The sequence below is a fragment of the Streptomyces sp. Qhu_M48 genome (assembly GCF_051305195.1).
Lineage (GTDB): Bacteria > Actinomycetota > Actinomycetes > Streptomycetales > Streptomycetaceae > Streptomyces.
The window spans coordinates 2,545,791-2,565,018 of sequence record NZ_CP195432.1; the positions used below are offsets into that span (position 1 = coordinate 2,545,791).

15 protein-coding genes are annotated in these 19,228 nt (G+C 74.9%); 7 read left to right on the forward strand and 8 right to left on the reverse strand.

The genetic code is table 11. The annotated features are described in order from the left end of the window. Positions 1 to 142: 142 nt before the first annotated feature. The 3 genes from ACRRSS_RS11870 to ACRRSS_RS11880 all read right to left on the reverse strand — a co-directional run bounded on the left by ACRRSS_RS11870 (position 143) and on the right by ACRRSS_RS11880 (position 3,010). A complete protein-coding gene (locus ACRRSS_RS11870; RefSeq protein ID WP_435971165.1) occupies positions 143 to 1,510 on the reverse strand; it encodes an MFS transporter in 1,368 nt (455 codons plus the stop codon). A 70-nt stretch (positions 1,511 to 1,580) separates the two neighbouring features. Beyond that, complete coding sequence (locus ACRRSS_RS11875; protein WP_435971166.1) at positions 1,581 to 2,345, reverse strand: glycerophosphodiester phosphodiesterase family protein; 765 nt, start codon at positions 2,343 to 2,345, stop codon at positions 1,581 to 1,583. Further along, positions 2,342 to 3,010: a YczE/YyaS/YitT family protein gene (locus tag ACRRSS_RS11880; protein ID WP_435971167.1), complete on the reverse strand. Its 669-nt coding sequence runs from the start codon at positions 3,008 to 3,010 to the stop codon at positions 2,342 to 2,344. The genes ACRRSS_RS11875 and ACRRSS_RS11880 overlap by 4 nt, the downstream gene beginning before the upstream one ends. A 103-nt stretch (positions 3,011 to 3,113) precedes the next feature. On the opposite strand from ACRRSS_RS11880, the gene ACRRSS_RS11885 reads away from it, so the two are divergent. After that, a complete protein-coding gene (locus ACRRSS_RS11885) occupies positions 3,114 to 4,613 on the forward strand; it encodes a PLP-dependent aminotransferase family protein (RefSeq protein ID WP_435971168.1) in 1,500 nt (499 codons plus the stop codon). Positions 4,614 to 4,780: 167 nt separating this feature from the next. Here the strand turns inward: ACRRSS_RS11885 and ACRRSS_RS11890 are convergent, their stop codons facing one another. Continuing rightward, a complete protein-coding gene (locus ACRRSS_RS11890; RefSeq protein WP_435971169.1) occupies positions 4,781 to 6,418 on the reverse strand; it encodes a hypothetical protein in 1,638 nt (545 codons plus the stop codon). A 37-nt stretch (positions 6,419 to 6,455) separates the two neighbouring features. Next, positions 6,456 to 6,650 (reverse strand): hypothetical protein, encoded by a 195-nt coding sequence (locus tag ACRRSS_RS11895; protein WP_015032212.1) that lies wholly within the window; start codon positions 6,648 to 6,650, stop codon positions 6,456 to 6,458. A 308-nt stretch (positions 6,651 to 6,958) separates the two neighbouring features. On the opposite strand from ACRRSS_RS11895, the gene ACRRSS_RS11900 reads away from it, so the two are divergent. The 6 genes from ACRRSS_RS11900 (at position 6,959) to ACRRSS_RS11925 (ending at position 16,709) form a co-directional block, all read left to right on the forward strand. Next, positions 6,959 to 7,351, forward strand: a complete 393-nt coding sequence (locus ACRRSS_RS11900) for an ankyrin repeat domain-containing protein (protein ID WP_435971170.1) — start codon at positions 6,959 to 6,961, stop codon at positions 7,349 to 7,351. Positions 7,352 to 7,607: 256 nt separating this feature from the next. Further along, on the forward strand, positions 7,608 to 9,023 hold the full coding sequence (locus ACRRSS_RS11905; RefSeq protein WP_435971171.1) for a HEAT repeat domain-containing protein: 1,416 nt from the start codon (positions 7,608 to 7,610) through the stop codon (positions 9,021 to 9,023). A 582-nt stretch (positions 9,024 to 9,605) separates the two neighbouring features. Beyond that, positions 9,606 to 10,727, forward strand: a complete 1,122-nt coding sequence (locus tag ACRRSS_RS11910) for a glycosyltransferase family 4 protein (protein WP_435971172.1) — start codon at positions 9,606 to 9,608, stop codon at positions 10,725 to 10,727. A gap of 77 nt (positions 10,728 to 10,804) precedes the next feature. Beyond that, entirely contained in the window at positions 10,805 to 11,947 is a 1,143-nt protein-coding gene (locus tag ACRRSS_RS11915) for a glycosyltransferase (RefSeq protein WP_435971173.1), read from the forward strand. Then, a complete protein-coding gene (locus tag ACRRSS_RS11920) occupies positions 11,944 to 12,966 on the forward strand; it encodes an SGNH/GDSL hydrolase family protein (RefSeq protein WP_435971174.1) in 1,023 nt (340 codons plus the stop codon). Before ACRRSS_RS11915 ends, ACRRSS_RS11920 begins: the two co-directional genes overlap by 4 nt. Beyond that, a complete protein-coding gene (locus ACRRSS_RS11925; protein ID WP_435971175.1) occupies positions 12,963 to 16,709 on the forward strand; it encodes a hydantoinase B/oxoprolinase family protein in 3,747 nt (1,248 codons plus the stop codon). The genes ACRRSS_RS11920 and ACRRSS_RS11925 overlap by 4 nt, the downstream gene beginning before the upstream one ends. A 63-nt stretch (positions 16,710 to 16,772) precedes the next feature. Here the strand turns inward: ACRRSS_RS11925 and ACRRSS_RS11930 are convergent, their stop codons facing one another. Genes ACRRSS_RS11930 through ACRRSS_RS11940 form a run of 3 tightly spaced genes read right to left on the reverse strand, consistent with a single transcriptional unit; the run spans position 16,773 to position 19,062 of the window. Further along, positions 16,773 to 17,642 (reverse strand): biotin-dependent carboxyltransferase family protein, encoded by an 870-nt coding sequence (locus ACRRSS_RS11930; RefSeq protein ID WP_435971176.1) that lies wholly within the window; start codon positions 17,640 to 17,642, stop codon positions 16,773 to 16,775. Beyond that, positions 17,639 to 18,295, reverse strand: coding sequence for a 5-oxoprolinase subunit B family protein (locus ACRRSS_RS11935; protein ID WP_435971177.1), 657 nt, complete (start codon positions 18,293 to 18,295; stop codon positions 17,639 to 17,641). Before ACRRSS_RS11935 ends, ACRRSS_RS11930 begins: the two co-directional genes overlap by 4 nt. Continuing rightward, entirely contained in the window at positions 18,292 to 19,062 is a 771-nt protein-coding gene (locus ACRRSS_RS11940; protein ID WP_435971178.1) for a LamB/YcsF family protein, read from the reverse strand. Before ACRRSS_RS11940 ends, ACRRSS_RS11935 begins: the two co-directional genes overlap by 4 nt. Positions 19,063 to 19,228 lie beyond the last annotated feature (166 nt).

Genomic DNA, 19,228 nt, shown 5'->3' on the forward strand with positions numbered 1-19,228 from the left:
TGCCGCCCCTTGTTGTACCCACCAGTGCCCGTTTTGTCACATCTGACGGCAGATGTGACCCAGTGTTTTCACACAAGCAGCACGCAGTAACGGTCCGCCTGGCAGGCCAAACGCGTACACTACCGCCCTTTCACGGCCACGTCTAAATTCGATCCGGTATCGGGTTCCCCGCGGCCTCCACCGCACGTCGCACGGGGACCCGGGCGAGCAGGGCGAAGCCGACCACGAAGAAGATCACCAGGGAGATGATGGCATCCCGGTAGCTCCCGGTCAGCTGGTACGCGAGACCGAACACGAGCGGACCGAGCCAACTGAGTCCGCGGTCGCTCATCTCGTAGGCCGAGAAGTACTCCGCCTCCTTCCCGCGCGGCACCAGATGGGAGAAGAGCGAGCGCGACAGAGCCTGGCTTCCGCCCAGTACCAGGCCGATCGCGGCCGCCAGGCAGTAGAAGAACACCGGCGCGTCGGCCGGCAGGAAATACCCCGCCACGAGGATCAGCGTCCAGACCCCGAGTGAGCCCAGAATCGTCCGCTTGGCTCCGTACGACCGGGCGAGTCGCCCCATGCCGAGCGCGCCCGCCACCGCGAGCACCTGGACGAGGAGGACCGCGGTGATGAGCGTCGTCTGGTCGAGGCCCAGCTCCTCCGAGCCGTACACGGAGGCCTGCGAGATCACCGTCTGCACGCCGTCGTTGTAGACCAGGTAGGCGAGGAGGAAGGAGAGCGTCAGCGGGTGCCGCCGCATGTCCTTGAGGGTCTCCCGCAGCTGTCGCCAGCCGCTGCCGACCGCGCCGCCCGCCCCGGCCCGGACCGCCGGTCCGATCCGCCGGTCCCGCAGCCGCCGCAGCGGTATGAGCGTGAAGGCGCCCCACCACACACCGGCCGAGGCCAGGCAGATCCGGACCGCCTCGCCCTCCGTGAGGCCGAAGGAGTCGTGGCCCGAGTAGAGCACCAGGTTCAGGACGAGCACCAGCGCGCCGGACGTGTAGCCGAAGGCCCAGCCGCGCGACGAGACCGCGTCCCGTTCGTCGGGCTCCGCGATCTGCGGCAGATAGGCGTTGTAGAGCACCATCGAGACCGAGAGCGAGGCGTTGGCCACGATCAGCAGGAACGTGCCGAGCAGATACCGGTCGCCCGCCAGGAAGAACATGCCGGCCGTCGCCGTCGACCCCAGGTAGGCCGCCGCGGCGAGCAGGGGCTTCTTGCGGCCCGTACGGTCCGCGACCGCGCCGGCCAGCGGCATCACCAGGATCGCGACCACGAGCGAGGCGGACACGGCGTACGCGAAGAGCGAGCCGGCCCGCACGGGTATACCGAGCGGGTGCACGAAGCCCTCGGCGTCGGCCGCCGCCCGCGCCACCGAGGTCAGGTACGGGCCGAGGAAGACGGTGATCACGCTCGTCGAGTACACCGAGCACGCGAAGTCGTAGAAGTACCAGCCCCGCTGTTCCCGCCGCCGTTCGGCGGGATCGGTGGCGTACTCCTCCGGTTCGGTGGTGTCAGCGGTCAAGGCCGCGCCCCCTCGTTCGTCCCCGTGACCGCTCCCGGTGATCCGGGCGCGGTGTCCCCGGGACGCGCGCTCAGACCCACACGCCCCGCTCGGTCAGCACCGAGCGCAGCGTCTCCAGTTGATCGGTCATGATGCCATCGACCCCCAGGTCGAGGAGAGCGTTCATCCGGTCCGGATCGTTCACGGTCCACACGTGGACCTGGAGCCCGCGCGCGTGCGCCTCGCGGACGAAGCGGCGGTCCACCACCGGGATCCCGGCCTGCCGCTCGGGGACCTGCGCGGCCACCGCCCCGGCCCGCAGCGCCGCCGGAACGCCGAACGAGCGCAGCCGCAGCCCGATCACCCCGCGCACCCCGTACGAGGTGGCGAGCCGGGGGCCGGCCAGGCGCTGCGCCCGCGCCACCCGGGCCTCGGTGAAGGAGCCCACGCAGACCCGGTCCCAGGCGTTCTTCGCGCGGATCAGGTCGAGGAGGGGAAGCAGGGCCGACTCGGCCTTGAGGTCCACGTTCCAGCGGGCCTCGGGGAACTCGTCCAGGAGGTCGGCGAAGAGCGGCAGCGGCTCCTTTCCCGCCACCCGGGCCTCGCGGACCGCGTCCCACGGCAGGTCGCGGATCCGGCCCGACGCGTCCGTGACCCTGTCGAGGGTCGAGTCGTGGAAGGCGACGAGGACCCCGTCCGCCGTCGTGTGCACATCGGTCTCGAAGTACCGGTAGCCCGCCGCGGTGGCCCGGCGGAAGGCGGCCGCGGTGTTCTCCAGGCCGTTCGCCGTGCCGCCGCGATGGGCGAACGGGAGGGGCGAGGGATGGTCGAGATAGGGGTGGCGTACGCGAGTCACCGCCGCAGTATGGCCTGTTCCGGTGTCCGCGGGGAGACCGCGGTGCTGACGGGGGCCGGCTCGGGAACGGCGAACCGGCGCAGGAAGAACTGGGCGAGCGGTCCGATCGCCAGCGCGTACAGGACCGTGCCGATGCCGACCGAGCCGCCGAGCAGGAAGCCGGTGGCGACGACGGCCACCTCGATCGCCGTCCGCACCAGCCGGATCGACCGGCCGGTGAGCCGGTGCAGACCGGTCATCAGACCGTCGCGCGGGCCGGGCCCGAAGCGCGCCGCGATGTACAGGCCGGTCGCCACCCCGTTCAGGACGATGCCGGCCGCGAGCAGCGGGATCCGCCCGGCCAGCCCGTGCACGTCCGGTACGAGCGCGAGGGTGCCGTCCATGGCGATGCCGATCGCGAACACGTTGGAGACCGTGCCGAGCCCGGGCCGCTGCCGGATCGGGATCCACAGCAGCAGCACCGCGGCCCCGACGATGATCGACACCACGCCGATGGTCAGCCCCGACTTCTCGGCGAGGCCCTGGTGGAGGACGCCCCAGGGCTCCAGGCCCAGACCGCTGCGCACGAGCAGTGCCGAACTGACCCCGTACAGCGTCAGCCCCACGTAGAGCTGGACGAGCCGACGGGTGAGGTGCCGGCCGTGGAGGCCGGAGGCGATGGACAAGGGACTTCCCCCCAGGGTGGTGGTAGTGGACTGGCTCATGACACTCTGTGGCGGGGGAACGGGTGCCAACCATGGCCAATTCGGGGAAGGTGGACTGATTTCGATGGCCCAGTGGACTTCGGCGGTAGGACCGGCTCAGCTCGCGCGACAGCTCCAGGCGCAGCAGCCACGGCCCGCCGGACCCGGCGCCCGCAAGCCGCCCGCCTACCGCGCCCTGGCCGACGGCATCCGCCTGCTCGTTCTCGAGGGCCGCGTCCCGGTCGCCGCCCGGCTGCCCGCCGAGCGGGAACTCGCCCTCGCTCTCACCGTCAGCCGTACGACGGTGGCCGCGGCCTACGAGGCGCTCCGCGCCGAGGGCTTCCTGGAGTCGCGGCGGGGCGCCGGCAGCTGGACCGCCGTCCCGGCCGGCAACCCGCTGCCCGCGCGCGGCCTCGAACCGCTGCCCCCCGAGTCCCTCGGCTCGATGATCGACCTCGGCTGCGCGGCGCTGCCCGCCCCCGAGCCCTGGCTCACCCGGGGCGTCCAGGGCGCCCTGGAGGAACTGCCCCCCTACGCCCACACGCACGGGGACTACCCGGCGGGGCTGCCCACGCTGCGGCAGATGCTCGCCGACCGCTACACCGCGCGCGGCATCCCCACCATGCCCGAGCAGATCATGGTCACGACCGGTGCCATGGGTGCCATCGACGCCATCTGCCACCTCTTCGCGGGACGCGGCGAACGCATCGCCGTCGAATCCCCGTCCTACGCCAACATCCTCCAGCTCATGCGGGAGGCCGGCGCCCGGCTCGTGCCCGTCGCCATGTCCGAGGGGCTCGGGAGCTGGGACCTGGGCCGCTGGCGCCAGGTGCTGCGTGACGCGGCGCCCCGCCTCGCGTACGTGGTGGCCGACTTCCACAACCCGACCGGCGCGCTGGCCGACGAGGACCAGCGGCGACAGCTCGTGGACGCGGCCCGCTCGGCCGGCACGGTCCTCGTCGTCGACGAGACCATGGCCGAGCTGCACCTGGACGACGACCTGGAGATGCCCCGGCCGGTCTGCGCCTTCGACCCGGCGGGCTCCACCGTCCTCACCGTCGGCTCGGCGAGCAAGGCCTTCTGGGCGGGCATGCGGATCGGCTGGGTCCGGGCGGCGCCCGACGTCATCCGCTCCCTGGTCGCCGCGCGGGCGTACGCCGACCTCGGCACGCCCGTCCTGGAACAGCTCGGCGTGAACTGGCTCATGCGGACGGGCGGCTGGGAGGAGGCCGTGACCCTCCGCCGCGACCAGGCCCGGCAGAACCGGGACGCTCTCGTCACCGCGGTCCGCAGGGAACTCCCGGAGTGGGAGTTCTCGGTGCCGCGCGGCGGCCTGACCCTGTGGGTGCGCACCGGCGGCCTCTCCGGCTCCCGGCTGGCCGAGGTGGGCGAGCGGGTCGGTGTCCGCGTCCCCTCCGGCCCCCGGTTCGGCGTCGACGGGGCCTTCGAGGGCTTCGTCCGGCTGCCCTTCACGGTCAGCGGCGCCGTCGCCGACGAGGCCGCGGCCCGGCTGGCCGCGGCGGCCCGGCTCGTCGAGTCGGGCGCGGGCGGCGGCGCCGAACCGCCGCGGTCGTTCGTGGCGTAGCCGTCACGGCGAGGCAGGCGCGGTTCAGGACGTAGGCGGCCCGGTCGGCACACGCAGGTGGCGAGGCCGGCCCCGCTCGGGGCACGGGCGGCCCGGTCGGTACGCGCACGCGTGGAGAGGCCGGTACGGATCAGGCATCCGTACCGGCCTCTCACGCGTGCGCGTGCTCAGCCCTCGGCGGCCACCGGGGCGTGGCGGGGGGCGGGGCCCGGGTCCGCCTCGGCGCGCGGGGCCGGCGTCGGCTCGGGGCTCGGGACGACCACGGTCTCGAGCGTGGCGGTCGTCTCGGCCTCGGCCGCCGTCCGGCGCTCCGGGAGGAGCTCCAGGACCGCCTGACGGTGTGCCTCGCTGGTGGCCTCGTCGTACGGGTCGGGCGTCGCCGGAACCTGGAGGCGCAGGACCGGGCCGGTGCCCAGGCGCGCGTAGCCACGGCCCGCCGGGACCTGGGGCGTCGGGGTGGTGTGCGGTTCGGCGCCGAGCACGGCCGCGATCTGGTCCGGTGCGGCGGGGCCGAGGACGATCCGGGCCCTCGTGTGGGTCCGTACCGCCTCGCTCAGCGTGTCCGTGCTGTCGAACTGCTCGGCGACCACCACCGTGACCTGGGCCGCCCGCCCGTGCCGCAGCGGCACCTGGAGCAGCTCCTGCGGGTCGGGGCGGCCGTCGGCGGCGGCCAGGTGGCCGAGGATGCTCGGCCGGTCGAGGAGGATCCACAGCGGGCGCCGGGTGTCCTCGGGCGCAGGGCGGCCGGCCTGCCGGGCCCGGTTGGCGGCGATGAGCCGTCGCTCCGTCTCGTGCGCCGCCCACTCCAGGCTGGCGAGGGAGCCGGAGAGCCCGCACTCGACGGCGAGGACGCCGTCGCGGCCGGTGAGGCAGGCGTACTCGCCGGTGCCACCGCCCTCGACGATCAGCACGTCGCCGTGGGGGAGGGCCTGGAGCGCGATCGAGCGCAGCAGCGAGGTGGTGCCGCTGCCCGGCTGGCCCACGACCAGCAGGTGCGGCTCGGTGGAGCGGGGACCGGTGCGCCAGATCACGGCCGGCGCGTCCTCGGTCCCGTCCGCCGCGACCACGGGCACGGTCCGCTGCACGGCGTCCGCGTCGGTGAAGCCCAGGACGGTCTCGCCCGGCACGGTGACGAAGCGCTGGGCGGCGATGGTGGTGGGCAGGGCGGGCAGCACGCTCATGACGAGCCGGTTGCCCTCCTCGTCCCAGTCGAAGAGGTACTCGCGGCCGCGACCCGACTTGGCGTGCAGCAGCTGCTCGATGCGCGCGCGTGCGGCGGGCTCGCCGTCCGTGAAGTAGGGGGGGTACGTGATCCTCAGCCGGGTGAGCCGTCCGTCCCCGTCGAAGGCGTACTCCGCGAAGGCGCCGCTCCAGTCGCCGCCGTGGGAGAAGAGCGGTGCGGGGTCCTCGGGCACGGAGAAGTACGGCACGAGGGCCTCGTACAGGCCCTTCAGCCGCGCGAGCTCCGCGTCGTCGGGCCCGGTCCTGACGACCGGGCGGACACGCCCCTTCCACGCGGCCGTCGCCATGAGCGTGACGAGGGCGAGGAGCGGACCGTAGGGCATGAGGGCGATGACCAGGACGCAGGCCGCGACCAGGAGCAGCGTGGGACCACGCCGCTCCTTGGGGGTCGCGGCCCACTTGGCGCGCGCTGACGCGGCCAGCTTCCGCAGACCACGGGTGACCGTGATCAATGGATGGAGCACGTCGGTGGCGCTGTCGGCGGCCGTGCGCGCGATCTCTCGACTACGAGCGATCTGTGCGCTGCCGCTGCTCAGAATGCGGGGGAGTGGTCGCCGGGCCACGAAGTACTCCTGAGGTGGTGGAAGGGACTGAAGGGCGTCAGAACTTGATCCCGCCCAGGAGGCCGGCGAGGCTCTGCCCGCCCGCCGTGATGCTCGGGGCGATGGCGGTACCCGCGAGGTAGAAGCCGAACAGCGCGCTGACGAGGGCGTGGGAGGCCTTCATCCCGTCCTTCTTGAAGAACAGGAAGCAGATGATGCCGAGCAGGACCACGCCTGAGATGGACAGGATCATTGGTTCTTCTCCTGGTTGAGGGGACAGTCACCATGAGTCCTTCCAAGTTCACAGCAAGTATCTATGTGACTAAAGGTGCAATAGAGTGAAAAGCAGGCGATTTCACTTGACCGGCCGACATCGAACGGACTGCCGAGTGGCGAAATGTCCGGCGTCCGTTAGAGGGGGACCCGGAGCCGGGCTGCCGTGATCTTTGCCTCGGGCGGGCGAGGTCATGTCACCGAACGGGCAGTACCCTGTCGATTCACTCGTACGGCCGCGCTTGCCGTGCGCAGGCCGACAACGCAGGAGAGAGGCGGTCCCACCCGATGAGCGAGACTCCGGACCCCGAGGTCATCGAGCTGGCGTCGAAGGTCTACGACCTCGCGCGCACCGGGGACGCCGACGCGCTGGCCGCCTACGTCGACGCGGGTGTCCCCGTGAACCTCACCAACGAACAGGGCCACACCCTCGTCATGCTCGCCGCCTACCACGGCCACGCCGCCGCGGTCTCCGCCCTCCTCGCGCGTGGTGCCGACGTCGACCGCGCCAACGACCGCGGCCAGACCCCTCTCGCCGGCGCCGTCTTCAAGGGCGAGGACGAGGTGGTCCGCGCCCTCCTCGCCGGTGGCGCGAATCCGGAAGCCGGGACTCCGTCCGCCGTCGACACCGCCCGGATGTTCGGCAGGACCGAACTCGTCGAGCTCTTCGGATCCCGGTGAACGAGCGCTGAACCCCAGGTGAGAGCAGCGTCGTAAATGTGGTCGCGGTGGCGAAATGGGTGGGTCATCATGACGTCGGGCCCGGCAAAACGGGCCACCGACGAGAGGCTGAGGAAGATGGTCACTGGCAGGCGAAGCACGACGAGCAGCCCGACATGTTGCCGCGCGGCCTAGGCGTACGGGCGATGTACCGCCCGACCCGGGTCATCCCGGTATCCCCCGGTCGTGTCGACAGCTTGATGTGAGGCGTCTCCCCATGTTCGAACCAGTCATAGCGCCGAGCGGCACCCTGCTCGGCCTGCTGCAGCGGGGCCGTGGCGACGGCACCCTGCACGCGCTCGCCGCGCCACGCGCCGAGGCCCTCGCGGCCCTCAACCACTGCGTTCTCAACGACCCCCGCCACGACTGGCGGGTCGAGAACCGCTCCCTCTACTACGCCCGTCTCTACCTGGACCTCCACGGCGGCCTCGACGAGATCGAGGCGCACCTGCTCGGAGCCGAGGACCACCTCGACACCGAGGAGTCCCGGACCGGGCTCGCGCTCGCCGTCCTCGGCCACCTCGCCTCCTACGGGCGCCAGGACGCCCTGCTGCTGCTCCGTCGCTACGCGGCGACCGGCACGAACTGGGCCTGGGCCCTGGACGAGCTGGCGCTCCGCGACGACGACGCCGGACTCCGCGCGCTCGCCGCCCCCGTGCTGGCCCGCTTCCCGGCCGACGCCGAGGGCGACGCCGAGCTGGCAGGCGTCGTCCGCGACGCCTTCGAGCCCCGGCCCTGGCGCCTGTGGGCGGAGGACCAGCGCGACGCCATCGGCGCCCGGGTCAGGGCCGCCCAGGAACAGGGCTCCTTCGACCGCTGGCAGCGCCAGATGCGCCCCGCCGGGCCCCGCCCCGGCTGGAGCGTGCGCGCCGTCCTCGACTGGGCGCAGGAGGGATACGAGCGCGGCGCCGTCCTCTACGCCCCCGCCGCCCGCTGCCTCACCGCGGTCGCGGGCCCCGAGGACCGGCCCGAGCTCCTCGCCGCCGCCCGGCACGGCTCGGTGGGAGCCCGGGGCGCCGCCCTGCACCACCTCGCCGAGTCACGCGACCCCGCCGTCCTGGACCTCGTCGAGGCCGCCGCCGACGGCGACTCCGACGAGGTCGCCGAGGCCGCCGTCGCCGCCTACCGGCGCATGTGCGGCGACGACGCCGTCGCCCGCGCCCGCGCGTGGATCCGCCGGAGCGACGCCCTCGGCGCCGCCGCCGCCGACGTCCTCGCCTGCCGCGGTACCGCCCAGGACTCCCCCTCCGTCCTCGGCGCGCTCCGCGACACCATCCGCTCCCAGGGCCCGGACGCGCCCGCCCTCGCCGGGCTCGTCGACGGCGTGGGACGCCTCGGCATCGCCTGCGCGGCCCCCGTGCTGCGCCACGTCTACCGCGAGACGGCCTCGTCCCAGCTCCGCGGGCGCGTGGCCCGCTCCCTCGCCGTCACCGACCCCACCTTCGCGACCGGCTTCGCCGTCGAATGCCTCTGGGACTGCGAGGAGACCACCCGCGAGGTCGCGGCCCAGCACGCCGAGACCGGAGACGTACGGGTCGCCGACCGATTGCGCCGCCTGGCCGCCGACCCGGCCGAGGAGGTCGAGGTCCAGACCGCGGTGCGCAACCGGATAGGACCGGACCTCCAGGTCTGAGTCCGGGCCGGACCCCGGCCCCGCTCGGGTCCGGCCCACGGGCCGGACCGGTCACCCCCGCCCCCGCGGCCGGCTCCGGGGCGGCGCGGCCCACGGTGGAGAACCCGCCGGGAGAGGCCCCGCCCCGGAGCCGCGGGGGGCGGGGTGCGCGGGACCGGGCCCAGGGCGGCGACAGGCCCCCGAGCCACGACGTGCCCAGGGCGGCGACAGGCACCAGGCCGGGACAGCCCCCAAGGGCTTACAGACTCCGAGCCGGGACAGACTCCGAGCCGGGACAGACTCCGAGCCGGGACCGGGCCCCGAGCCGGGACCGGGCCCCGAGCCGGGACCGGGCCCCGAGCCGGGACCGGGCCCCGAGCCGGGACCGGGCCCCGAGCCGGGACCGGGCCCCGAGCCGGGACCGGGCCCCGAGCCGGGACTGGACCCCGAGCCGGGACCGGGCCCCGGACGACGACGGCCGGAATCGTGGGTCGGCTCCGGTCCGGCCGCGGGCGGTCGCCCGCGCGAAACGCTCATGGGACGTTCCCTCCCCGTCCAGATCGACGTCGGCGTGTACACGCCGAGCGTGACGACAACACCCGTATGCGTGTCGTCATCGTCACCGAATCCTTTCCTCCCGACGTCAACGGTGTGGCGCACTGCGCCCTGCAGACCGCGCGCCACCTCGTCCGGCGGGGCCACACCCCGCTCGTCATCGCCCCCGCCGTCGCCGACCCGGCCGCGGACGCCGACGCCCCCTGCGCCGTCGTCCGGGTCCCCTCCCTCCCCCTGCCCGGCTATCCGCAGGTCCGCGTCGCCCTGCCCAGCCGCCGTGTCGCCGCGGCCATCGCCGCCCACCGCGCCGACCTCGTCCACCTCGCCGGACCGTTCGTCCTCGGGGTACGCGGGATGACGGCCGCCGCCCGGCTCGGCATCCCCGCCGTCGCCGTCTACCAGACCGACCTCGCCGGCTACGCCCGCACCTACGTGGGAACCGGCGAGCACGCCGCCTGGCGCCGCCTCCGTACCGTCCACGGAGCCGCCGACCGCACCCTCGCCCCGTCCTCCGCCGCCGTCCGCGACCTGGAGGCCCACGGCATCGGCCGCGTCCGGCTCTGGGGCCGCGGGGTGGACACCACCCGCTTCCGCCCAGGCCTCCGGGACGACGCCCTGCGCGCCGAACTCGCCCCCGGCGGCGAACTCCTCGTCGGCTACGTGGGCCGCCTCGCCCCCGAGAAGCGGGTGGACCTCCTCGCGGCAGCGGGCGAACTCCCCGGCGTACGGGTGGTGGTCGTCGGGGACGGGCCGAGCGGGCCCGCGCTGCGCACCGCGCTGCCGGGCGCCCTGTTCCTGGGCCGCCGCACCGGCGCCGACCTGGCCCGGATCTTCGCCTCGCTCGACGTGTTCGCCCACACCGGCCCCTTCGAGACCTTCTGCCAGACCGTCCAGGAGGCCATGGCGAGCGGTGTCCCGGTGATCGCCCCGGCCGCCGGAGGGCCCCTGGACCTCGTCGACCACGGGCGCACCGGGCTCCTCGTCGCCCCGGGAGACCCGCGTGCGCTGCGCGAGGCGGTCGCCGCGCTCGCCGCCGCACCCGAGCTGCGTACGGCGTACGGCCGGGCGGGGAGGGCGGCCGTCGAGGGCCGGACCTGGGAGGCTCTCGGCGACGAGCTGATCGGCCACTACCTGGAGGTCCTGCGCGAGCGGACGGCGGTGGCGGCGTGAACGGCGGCGCACGGCGTGTCGACCGGGTTCACAGCGGTGATCGTGAGGGACCGACGCACCGGGGCGGGCTCCGGATCGTGCGGCTCGCCAATTTCGTGACCCCCACCTCCGGCGGACTGCGCACGGCCCTCGACCGGCTCGGCCGCGGCTACCTCGCGGCCGGGCACGAACCGGTGCTCGTCGTCCCCGGCGAGGCCGCGAGCGACGTCCGCACCGACCAGGGCAGGGTCGTCACCCTCCCCGGCCCGGTGCTGCCCGGCACCGGCGGCTACCGGGTCCTCGCCGACCGGAGCCGGGTGCGCGACGCCCTCGACGCCCTCGCCCCCGACCGGATCGAGGTCTCCGACCGCACGACCCTGCGGTGGACGGGGGAGTGGGCGCGACGCGCGCGCGTGCCCTCGGTGATGGTCTCCCACGAGACCGCTGACGGTGTGCTGCGCACCTGGGGCGTCCCGCCCGCCCTCGCGGCCCGCGCGGCGGACCGGCTCAACCGCCGCACGTCGTGGGCGTTCGCGCGGATCGTCTGCACGACGGAGTGGGCGGAGCGCGAGTTCGTACGGATCGGGGCACGCAACGTCGTACGCGCCCCCCTCGGCGTGGATCTGGACCACTGCCGTCCCGGCCGCCGCAGCGCCGTGCTCCGCGCCCGGTACGCCGACGGGGAGCGGGTGCTGCTCCTGCTCTGCTCGCGCCTCTCCGTCGAGAAGCGGCCCGGCACCGCCCTGGACGCCCTCGCCGAGCTGCGGGACGCGGGTGTCGCGGCGGCGCTCGTGGTCGCGGGGGACGGGCCCCTGCGGGGGGCCCTGGAGCGGCGGGCGCGGGAGCGGCGGCTCCCGGTGCGGTTCCTCGGGCACGTCGCCGACCGGGAGGCCCTGGCGGACCTCCAGGCGGCGGCGGACGTGTGCCTGGCACCGGGGCCCGCGGAGACGTTCGGCCTCTCCGCCCTGGAGGCCCTCGCCTCGGGGACCCCGGTCGTCGTCAGCGCCGCCTCCGCCCTCCCGGAGGTCGTCGGCACGGCCGGGGCCTGCGCGCAGGACACCCCGGGAGCCTTCGCCTCCGCCGTCCGGGGCCTGCTCGCGACCCCGGAGACCATCCGGCGCGAGGCCGCACGCGCGCGTGCGGAGCGCTTCACCTGGGACCGTTCCGTCACCGCCTTCCTCCGTGCCCACGACGCCCTCCCCGCCTCGGAGGCGGCCCTCCCCGAGGAGGTACGGCGATGACCGGCGACCGGACGTCGTCCGGGCCGGTCGCGGTCGCCGCTGCTCCGGCCGTTCCGGCCCCGGTGCTTCCGGTCGCGGTGGCTTCCGCCTCGGCCGTGGTCGCGCCCGCTCCGGTCGTTCCGGCCTCACTGCTTCCGCCCCCGGCGTGCGTCCCCCGGCCCAGCTCCGCCCACGGCGCCGCCGGCACCGTCCGGTTCGCCGTCCTCGGTGACTCGCTCAGCGAGGGCGTGGGGGACCGGGTGGACGGGGCCTGGCGCGGGTGGGCGCCCCTGCTCGCCCACGGGCTCACGGCCGAGGGAGGGCGGACGTCGCTCCTCAACCTCGCCGTCAGCGGGGCCCTCAGCGGAGACGTCGCCGGTCGGCAGGCGCCCCGCGCGCTCGCCTTCCGCCCGCACCTCGCCTCCGTCGTCGTCGGGGTCAACGACACCCTGCGCCGCACCTTCGACATCGCGCTCCTCGCCCGCCACCTGGACCGGGTCTGCGCCGACCTCGACGCCCTCGGAGCCGTACTCCTGACCGCCTGCCTGCCCGACCCCGGCCGGATGCTCGGCCTGCCGCCACCCCTGGCACGCCCGCTCGCCCGCCGGCAGCGGTCCGTCAACGCCGTCGTCCACGCCCTCTCCGCCCGGTACGGGGCCGTCCACCTGCATCTCGCCGACGACGTCTGGACCGACGACCGCACCCTGTGGAGCGCCGACCGTCTCCACCCCGGCGAGCGGGGCCACCGGGCCGTCGCCGAGGGCTTCCACCGGCTCCTCGCCGACCGGGGGCTCGCCCACGGCACAGCGCCCGCGCGGGAGCCCTCCCAGCCGCCGCCGACCCGCGCCGAAGCCGCGCTCTGGCTCGCCACCGCCGGGACCGGCTGGCTCCTCCGCCGCAGCCACGACCTGCTCCCGCAGCTGCTGCTCCTCGCCGGTGCCGAACTGCGCCACTGGGCCGACGGCACCGGCCCCGCTCCCCTCGACGCGCGCGCGGACGACGCCCTCGCCGCCGCGCTCGCGGCCACAATGGGGAGATGAACGGGCGCTGGGAGTTCTGGGTCGACCGGGGCGGCACCTTCACCGACGTCGTGGGCAGACGGCCGGACGGGCGGCTCGTCACCCGCAAGCTGCTCTCGCACGACCCCGACCGCGGCCAGGACGCCGCCGTCGCCGGAATCCGTCTCCTTCTCGGCCTCGGACCCGGCGAATCCGTCCCCGCCGACCGGGTGGCCGTGGTGAAGATGGGCACCACCGTCGCCACCAACGCCCTCTTGGAGCGGCGCGGAGAACCGACCGTCCTCCTGATCACCGAGGGCTTCCGCGACGCGCTCCGCATCGCCTACCAGAACCGGCCCCGGCTCTTCGACCGCCACATCGTGCTCCCCGAGGCGGTCTACGCGCGCGTGATCGAGGTCCCCGAGCGGGTCGACGCCCGCGGCCGCCTCGTCCGGCCACCGGACGAGCCCGCCGTCGCCCGGGCTCTCGCCGCCGCCCACCGCGACGGACTGCGCTCCGCCGCCGTCGTCCTCCTGCACGGCTACCGCCACCCGGCGCACGAGGAGCGGGTCGCCCAGATCGCCCGTGACGCGGGCTTCACGCAGGTCAGCTGCTCGCACGAGGTCAGTCCGCTGATCAAGCTGATCCCGCGCGGGGACACCACCGTCGTGGACGCCTACCTCTCGCCGATCCTGCGCCGGTACGTCGACGAGGTCGCCCACGAACTCGCCGGCATCCGCCTCATGTTCATGCAGTCCAACGGAGGGCTGCGCGAGGCGGCCCACTTCCGGGGCAAGGACGCCGTCCTGTCGGGGCCGGCCGGCGGCGTCGTCGGCATGGCCCGCACCTCCGCACAGGCCGGGCACGACCGGGTCATCGGCTTCGACATGGGCGGCACCTCCACCGATGTGTCGCACTACGCCGGAGTCTTCGAGCGTGAACTCGGTACACAGGTCGCCGGGGTACGGATGCGGGCACCGATGATGAGCATCCACACCGTCGCCGCGGGCGGCGGCTCCGTCCTCCACTTCGACGGGCGCCGCTACCGGGTGGGCCCCGACTCGGCGGGCGCCGTCCCCGGCCCCGCCTGCTACCGCCGCGGCGGGCCGCTCACGGTCACCGACGCCAACGTCATGCTCGGCCGCGTCCAGCCCGCCCACTTCCCCGCCGTGTTCGGCGGGACCGGCGACCTGCCCCTGGACGCCGAGGTCGTGCGGGAGCGGTTCGCGGCGCTCGCGGAGGAGGTCGGGGGCGGCCGCACCCCCGAGGACGTCGCCGCGGGCTTCCTGGAGATCGCCGTCCTCAACATGGCCAACGCCGTCAAGAAGATCTCCGTCCAGCGCGGCCACGACGTCACCCGGTACGCCCTCACCAGCTTCGGCGGCGCCGGCGGCCAGCACGCCTGCGCCGTCGCCGACGCCCTGGGCGTCGACACCGTCCTCGTCCCCCCGCTCGCCGGGGTGCTCTCCGCGTACGGCATCGGGCTCGCCGACGCCACCGCCATGCGGGAGCGGTCCGTCGAGGCCGAACTCGACGCCCCCGGCACCCCCGCGCGCGTGACGGCCCTCTGCACGGAGCTCGCCGACCTCACCCGCGCGGACCTGCGCGCCGACGGCCTGCCCGACGCGGCGATCACCACGCACGCGCGCGTGCTCCTGCGGTACGCGGGCACGGACGCGAGTCTCCCGGTCGACCTGGCACCCGCCGAAGAGCTGAAAGCCGCGTTCACAGCGGATCACCGCGCGCGGTACGCCTTCACGATGGATCGGCCGCTCGTCGTCGAGGCCGTCTCCGTGGAGGCCGTCGGCCGGGCCGACCCGCACGTGCCCGTCCAAACAGACGAGTCCGCCCCCGTCCAGACCCGCGCGTCCGACGCCGTCCCCACGGACGAGTCCGCCCCCGTCCCCACCCCTCCTCTCGGCCCGGACGGACGCCCCGGACCTGCCGAGCCCCTCACCACCGTCCGGATGCACAGCGCCGGCACGTCCCACGACGCTCCCCTCCACCGGCGCGCGGACCTGCGCCCCGGGGACACCGTGGACGGCCCCGCGATGCTCGCGGAGGCCGACGCCACGACCGTCGTCGACAGCGGCTGGCGGGCCACCGCGACCGACACCGGACACCTCCTCCTGCATCGCGTCTCCCCCCGCCCCGCGCGCGTGGCGCCCGGCACGGAGGTGGACCCCGTCCTCCTGGAGGTCTTCAACAACCTCTTCATGGCCATCGCCGAGCAGATGGGCGTCCGCCTGGAGAACACGGCCCAGTCCGTCAACATCAAGGAACGCCTCGACTTCTCCTGCGCCCTCTTCGACGCCGAGGGCAACCTCATCGCCAACGCGCCCCACATCCCCGTCCACCTCGGGTCCATGGGCGAATCCATCAAGGAGGTCCTGCGGCGGCGCGGCGACGACCTGCGCCCCGGCGACGTGTACGCGATCAACGACCCGTACCACGGCGGCACCCACCTCCCCGATGTCACCGTCGTGACCCCGGTGTTCGGCGACGAGGGACACGAACTCCGCTTCCTCGTCGCCTCCCGCGGCCACCACGCCGAGATCGGCGGCATCACCCCCGGCTCCATGCCCGCCTTCAGCCGGACCATCGAGGAGGAGGGCGTCCTCCTCGACAACTGGCTTCTCGTACGGGAGGGGCGCCTGCGCGAGGCCGAGACGCGGGCCCTGCTCACCGGAGCCCGCCACCCCTCCCGCGACCCGGACACCAACCTCGCCGACCTGCGCGCCCAGATCGCGGCGAACGAGAAGGGCATCGAGGAACTGCGCAGGACCGTCGACGAGTTCGGTCTCGACGTCGTCCGGGCCTACATGCGCCACGTCCGCGCCAACGCCGAGGAGTCCGTGCGCCGGCTCGTCGCGCGACTGAACGACGGCGCGTACCGCTACGAGACCGACGACGGCGCGGTCGTCCGGGTCGCCGTCCGCGTCGACCGCGAACGCCGCTCAGCCGTCATCGACTTCACCGGCACCTCTCCGCAACTGCCCGGGAACGCCAACGCCCCCACGGCCGTCGTCACCGCCGCCGTCCTGTACGTCTTCCGCACCCTCGTCGACGAGGACATCCCCCTCAACAGCGGCTGCCTGGAACCCCTGGAGATCCGCGTCCCGCCCGGCTCCATGCTCGCGCCCGTCCACCCGGCCGCCACCGTCGCCGGGAACGTCGAGACCTCCCAGGCCGTCACCGGCGCCCTGTACGCCGCCCTCGGAGTCCAGGCCGAGGGCTCCGGCACGATGAACAACGTCACCTTCGGCAACGCGCGCGTGCAGTACTACGAGACGGTCGCCAGCGGCTCGGGAGCGGGAGACGGTTTCGACGGCGCCGACGCCGTCCAGACCCACATGACCAACTCCCGGCTCACCGATCCCGAGGTCCTCGAGTGGCGCCACCCGGTCCGGATCGACGCCTTCGCGGTACGGGAGGACGGCGGCGGGCGCGGCCACTGGCGGGGCGGGCGCGGGGTGGAGCGTCGTATCCGCTTCCTGGAGCCGATGACGGTGGCCCTCCTCACCGGGCACCGCAGGGTCCCCCCGTACGGCATGGCGGGCGGGGAGCCGGGCGCGCTCGGCGAGAACCTCGTGGAGCGCGCCGACGGCACCGTCGAGCGCCTCGGCGGCGCCGCCACCACGGAGGTGGGCCCCGACGACGTCCTCGTCCTGCGCACCCCCGGCGGCGGGGGCTACGGCCCGCCACCCGAGGAGCCTCCGCGCGAGGACCCGGCGCCCGGGGATCCGCCGACCCAGGAGCCTCCGCCTGGCGAGCCCGCCGCCTGACGAGCTCCCGTCCGACGAGCTCCGACCCGACGAGCACCCGCGCGCAGAGCCCTCCCGGCCCCCTCAGCGCACCGGTGTGAACCGCACCGGCGTCCCCGGCACCGCCTGCGCCACCGCGCCCAGGTCGGCCTCCCGCACCACCCCGACCACCGGGTAGCCCCCGGTCGTCGGATGGTCGGCGAGGAACACCACGGGCCGCCCGTCCGGCGGCACCTGGACCGCCCCCAGGACCATGCCCTCGCTCGCCGGCTCTCCCGGCAGGGCCCGGTCGAGGGCCGGGCCTTCGAGGCGCAGCCCGATGCGGTTGCTCGCCGGGGCCACCCGGTACGCGCGCGTGGCGAGGGTGCGGAGGGCCGCCGGGGTGAACCAGTCGTCGCGCGGGCCGAGCCGGATCCGCAGCACGAGTTCGTCCGGCGGGCCGGGCCACGGCGGAGCGTCGACCGGACCCCGCGCGGTCGTGCCCGTGGTCGGTCCGAGCGGCAGGACCGCCTCGTCCGCCAGCGGCGCCGGGCCGAGACCGGACAGCAGATCGGTGGAGCGGCTGCCGAGCACCGGCTCGACGTCGATCCCGCCACCCCACGCGACGTACGAACGCAGGCCGCGCACGGCCGCGCCGACCTCCAGGACGGAACCGGCCGCCAGCCGGAGCGTGGCTCCCCACGCGGCCGGACGCCCGTCCACCCGGACCGGGCAGGGCGCCCCGCCCACCGCCACGGAGACCGCGCACCGGGGCCGCAGGGCGCAGCCGTCGACGGTGGTCTCCAGGACGGCCGCCGTCTCGGGGTTGCCGACGAGCCGGTTGACGAGCCGCAGGGCCGCCGGGTCGAGGGCGCCCGAGCGGGGCACGCCGAGATGCGCGTACCCGGTACGGCCCAGGTCCTGAACAGTGGTCAGCGCTCCGGCCCGGACCACGGCGAGAGCCCGGTCGGTCATCGCGCGCCCCCTGCCGCCCGGCCCGCCGTCGCGGAGACCTCCGCCGTGAACCGGACCCGGGTGCCGGGCGTCAGCAGCGCGGCCGGTTCCCGGCCGGTGTCCCAGAGCACCACGTCCGTCGTGCCGATCAGCTGCCAGCCGCCGGGGGAGGAGCGCGGGTACACGCCGGTGTACGGCCCCGCCAGGGCGACCGCGCCTGCGGGGACGGCGGTGCGCGGTGTGGCCCGGCGCGGGACCCCGTACCGCTCGTCGAGCCCCGTCAGATAGCCGAAGCCGGGCGCGAACCCGCAGAACGCGACGCGGAACTCGGTCGTCGTGTGGATCCGTACCGCCGCCTCGACCGACACCCCCCACAGCCCGGCGACCTCCGCCAGGTCCGGCCCGTCGTAGCGGACCGGTATCGAGATCGCCCCGCCCACGCGCGCGGGGAGCGGCCGCACCTCCCAGCAGGTCACCTCGGCCGCCAGCCGGTCCGGGTCCCCCACCCCGTCGAGCAGCACGGTCCGCGCCGCCGGGACGATCTCCCGTACGGCGGGCAGGGTGCCGGCCGCCCGCCGTCGCAGCAGCTCGGCGTGGAACGCCTCCGTCTCAGGGCCGTCGTCCAGCTCCACGAGGACCGCCCGTTCGCCGACGCGGAGCGCCCGCACGGTCACGCGAAGGCCTCCACCCGCACACCGGAGGCCTCAAGCCGGTCCCGGACCCGTCGGGCGAGCTCCACCGCGCCCGGAGTGTCGCCGTGCAGGCAGAGCGACCGGGGCCGTACGGCGACGGAGCTCCCGCAGTGTGCCGTGACCACCCCGAACCGGGCCATCGTCACCGAGCGCTCCACCACCGCGGCGGGATCGCTGACGACCGCCCCGGCCTCGCCGCGCGGAAGCAGGGAGCCGTCCGCCCGGTAGGCCCGGTCGCCGAACGCCTCGGCGACGACCGGCAGCCCGGCCGCCGAAGCGGCCTCGTGCAGCCGCGACCCCGAAAGCCCCAGGACCGGCAGGGCGGGGTCCGCGAGCAGGACGCCCTCGACGACCGCGGCGGCCTGCTCCTCGTCCCGGACCACCCGGTTGTAGAGCGCTCCGTGCGGCTTCACGTACGCCACGCGCGCGCCCGCCGCCCGGGCGAAGACCTCCAGGGCGCCGATCTGGTACGCCACCTCGGCGGCCAGCTCCGCCGCCGGGACGTCCATCGCGCGCCGCCCGAATCCGGCCAGGTCGCGGTAGGAGACCTGGGCCCCGATCCGTACCCCCCGCTCGGCCGCGAGCGCGCAGACCCGCCGCATGGTCGCCGCGTCCCCGGCGTGGAAGCCACAGGCCACGTTGGCGCTGGTCACGACCGACAGGAGCCGCTCGTCGTCGGTGAGCGTCCAGCGTCCGAAGCCTTCGCCGAGATCGGCGTTGAGGTCGATCGACGCCCGGTTCGTGCTCATCTGCGCCTCGCAGGGGGAGAGCGTGCCGGAAGGGGCACGGCGGGACCGTAAGGTGCCGTCAAGGTAGAGGATCGTTGAACGATCCGACAAGATGCTGCCGTTCCGCCCCGCATGCGCTTGACTCGGCGACGGAGACGGAAGAGACCGAAGGAGCCACAGTGGCCGG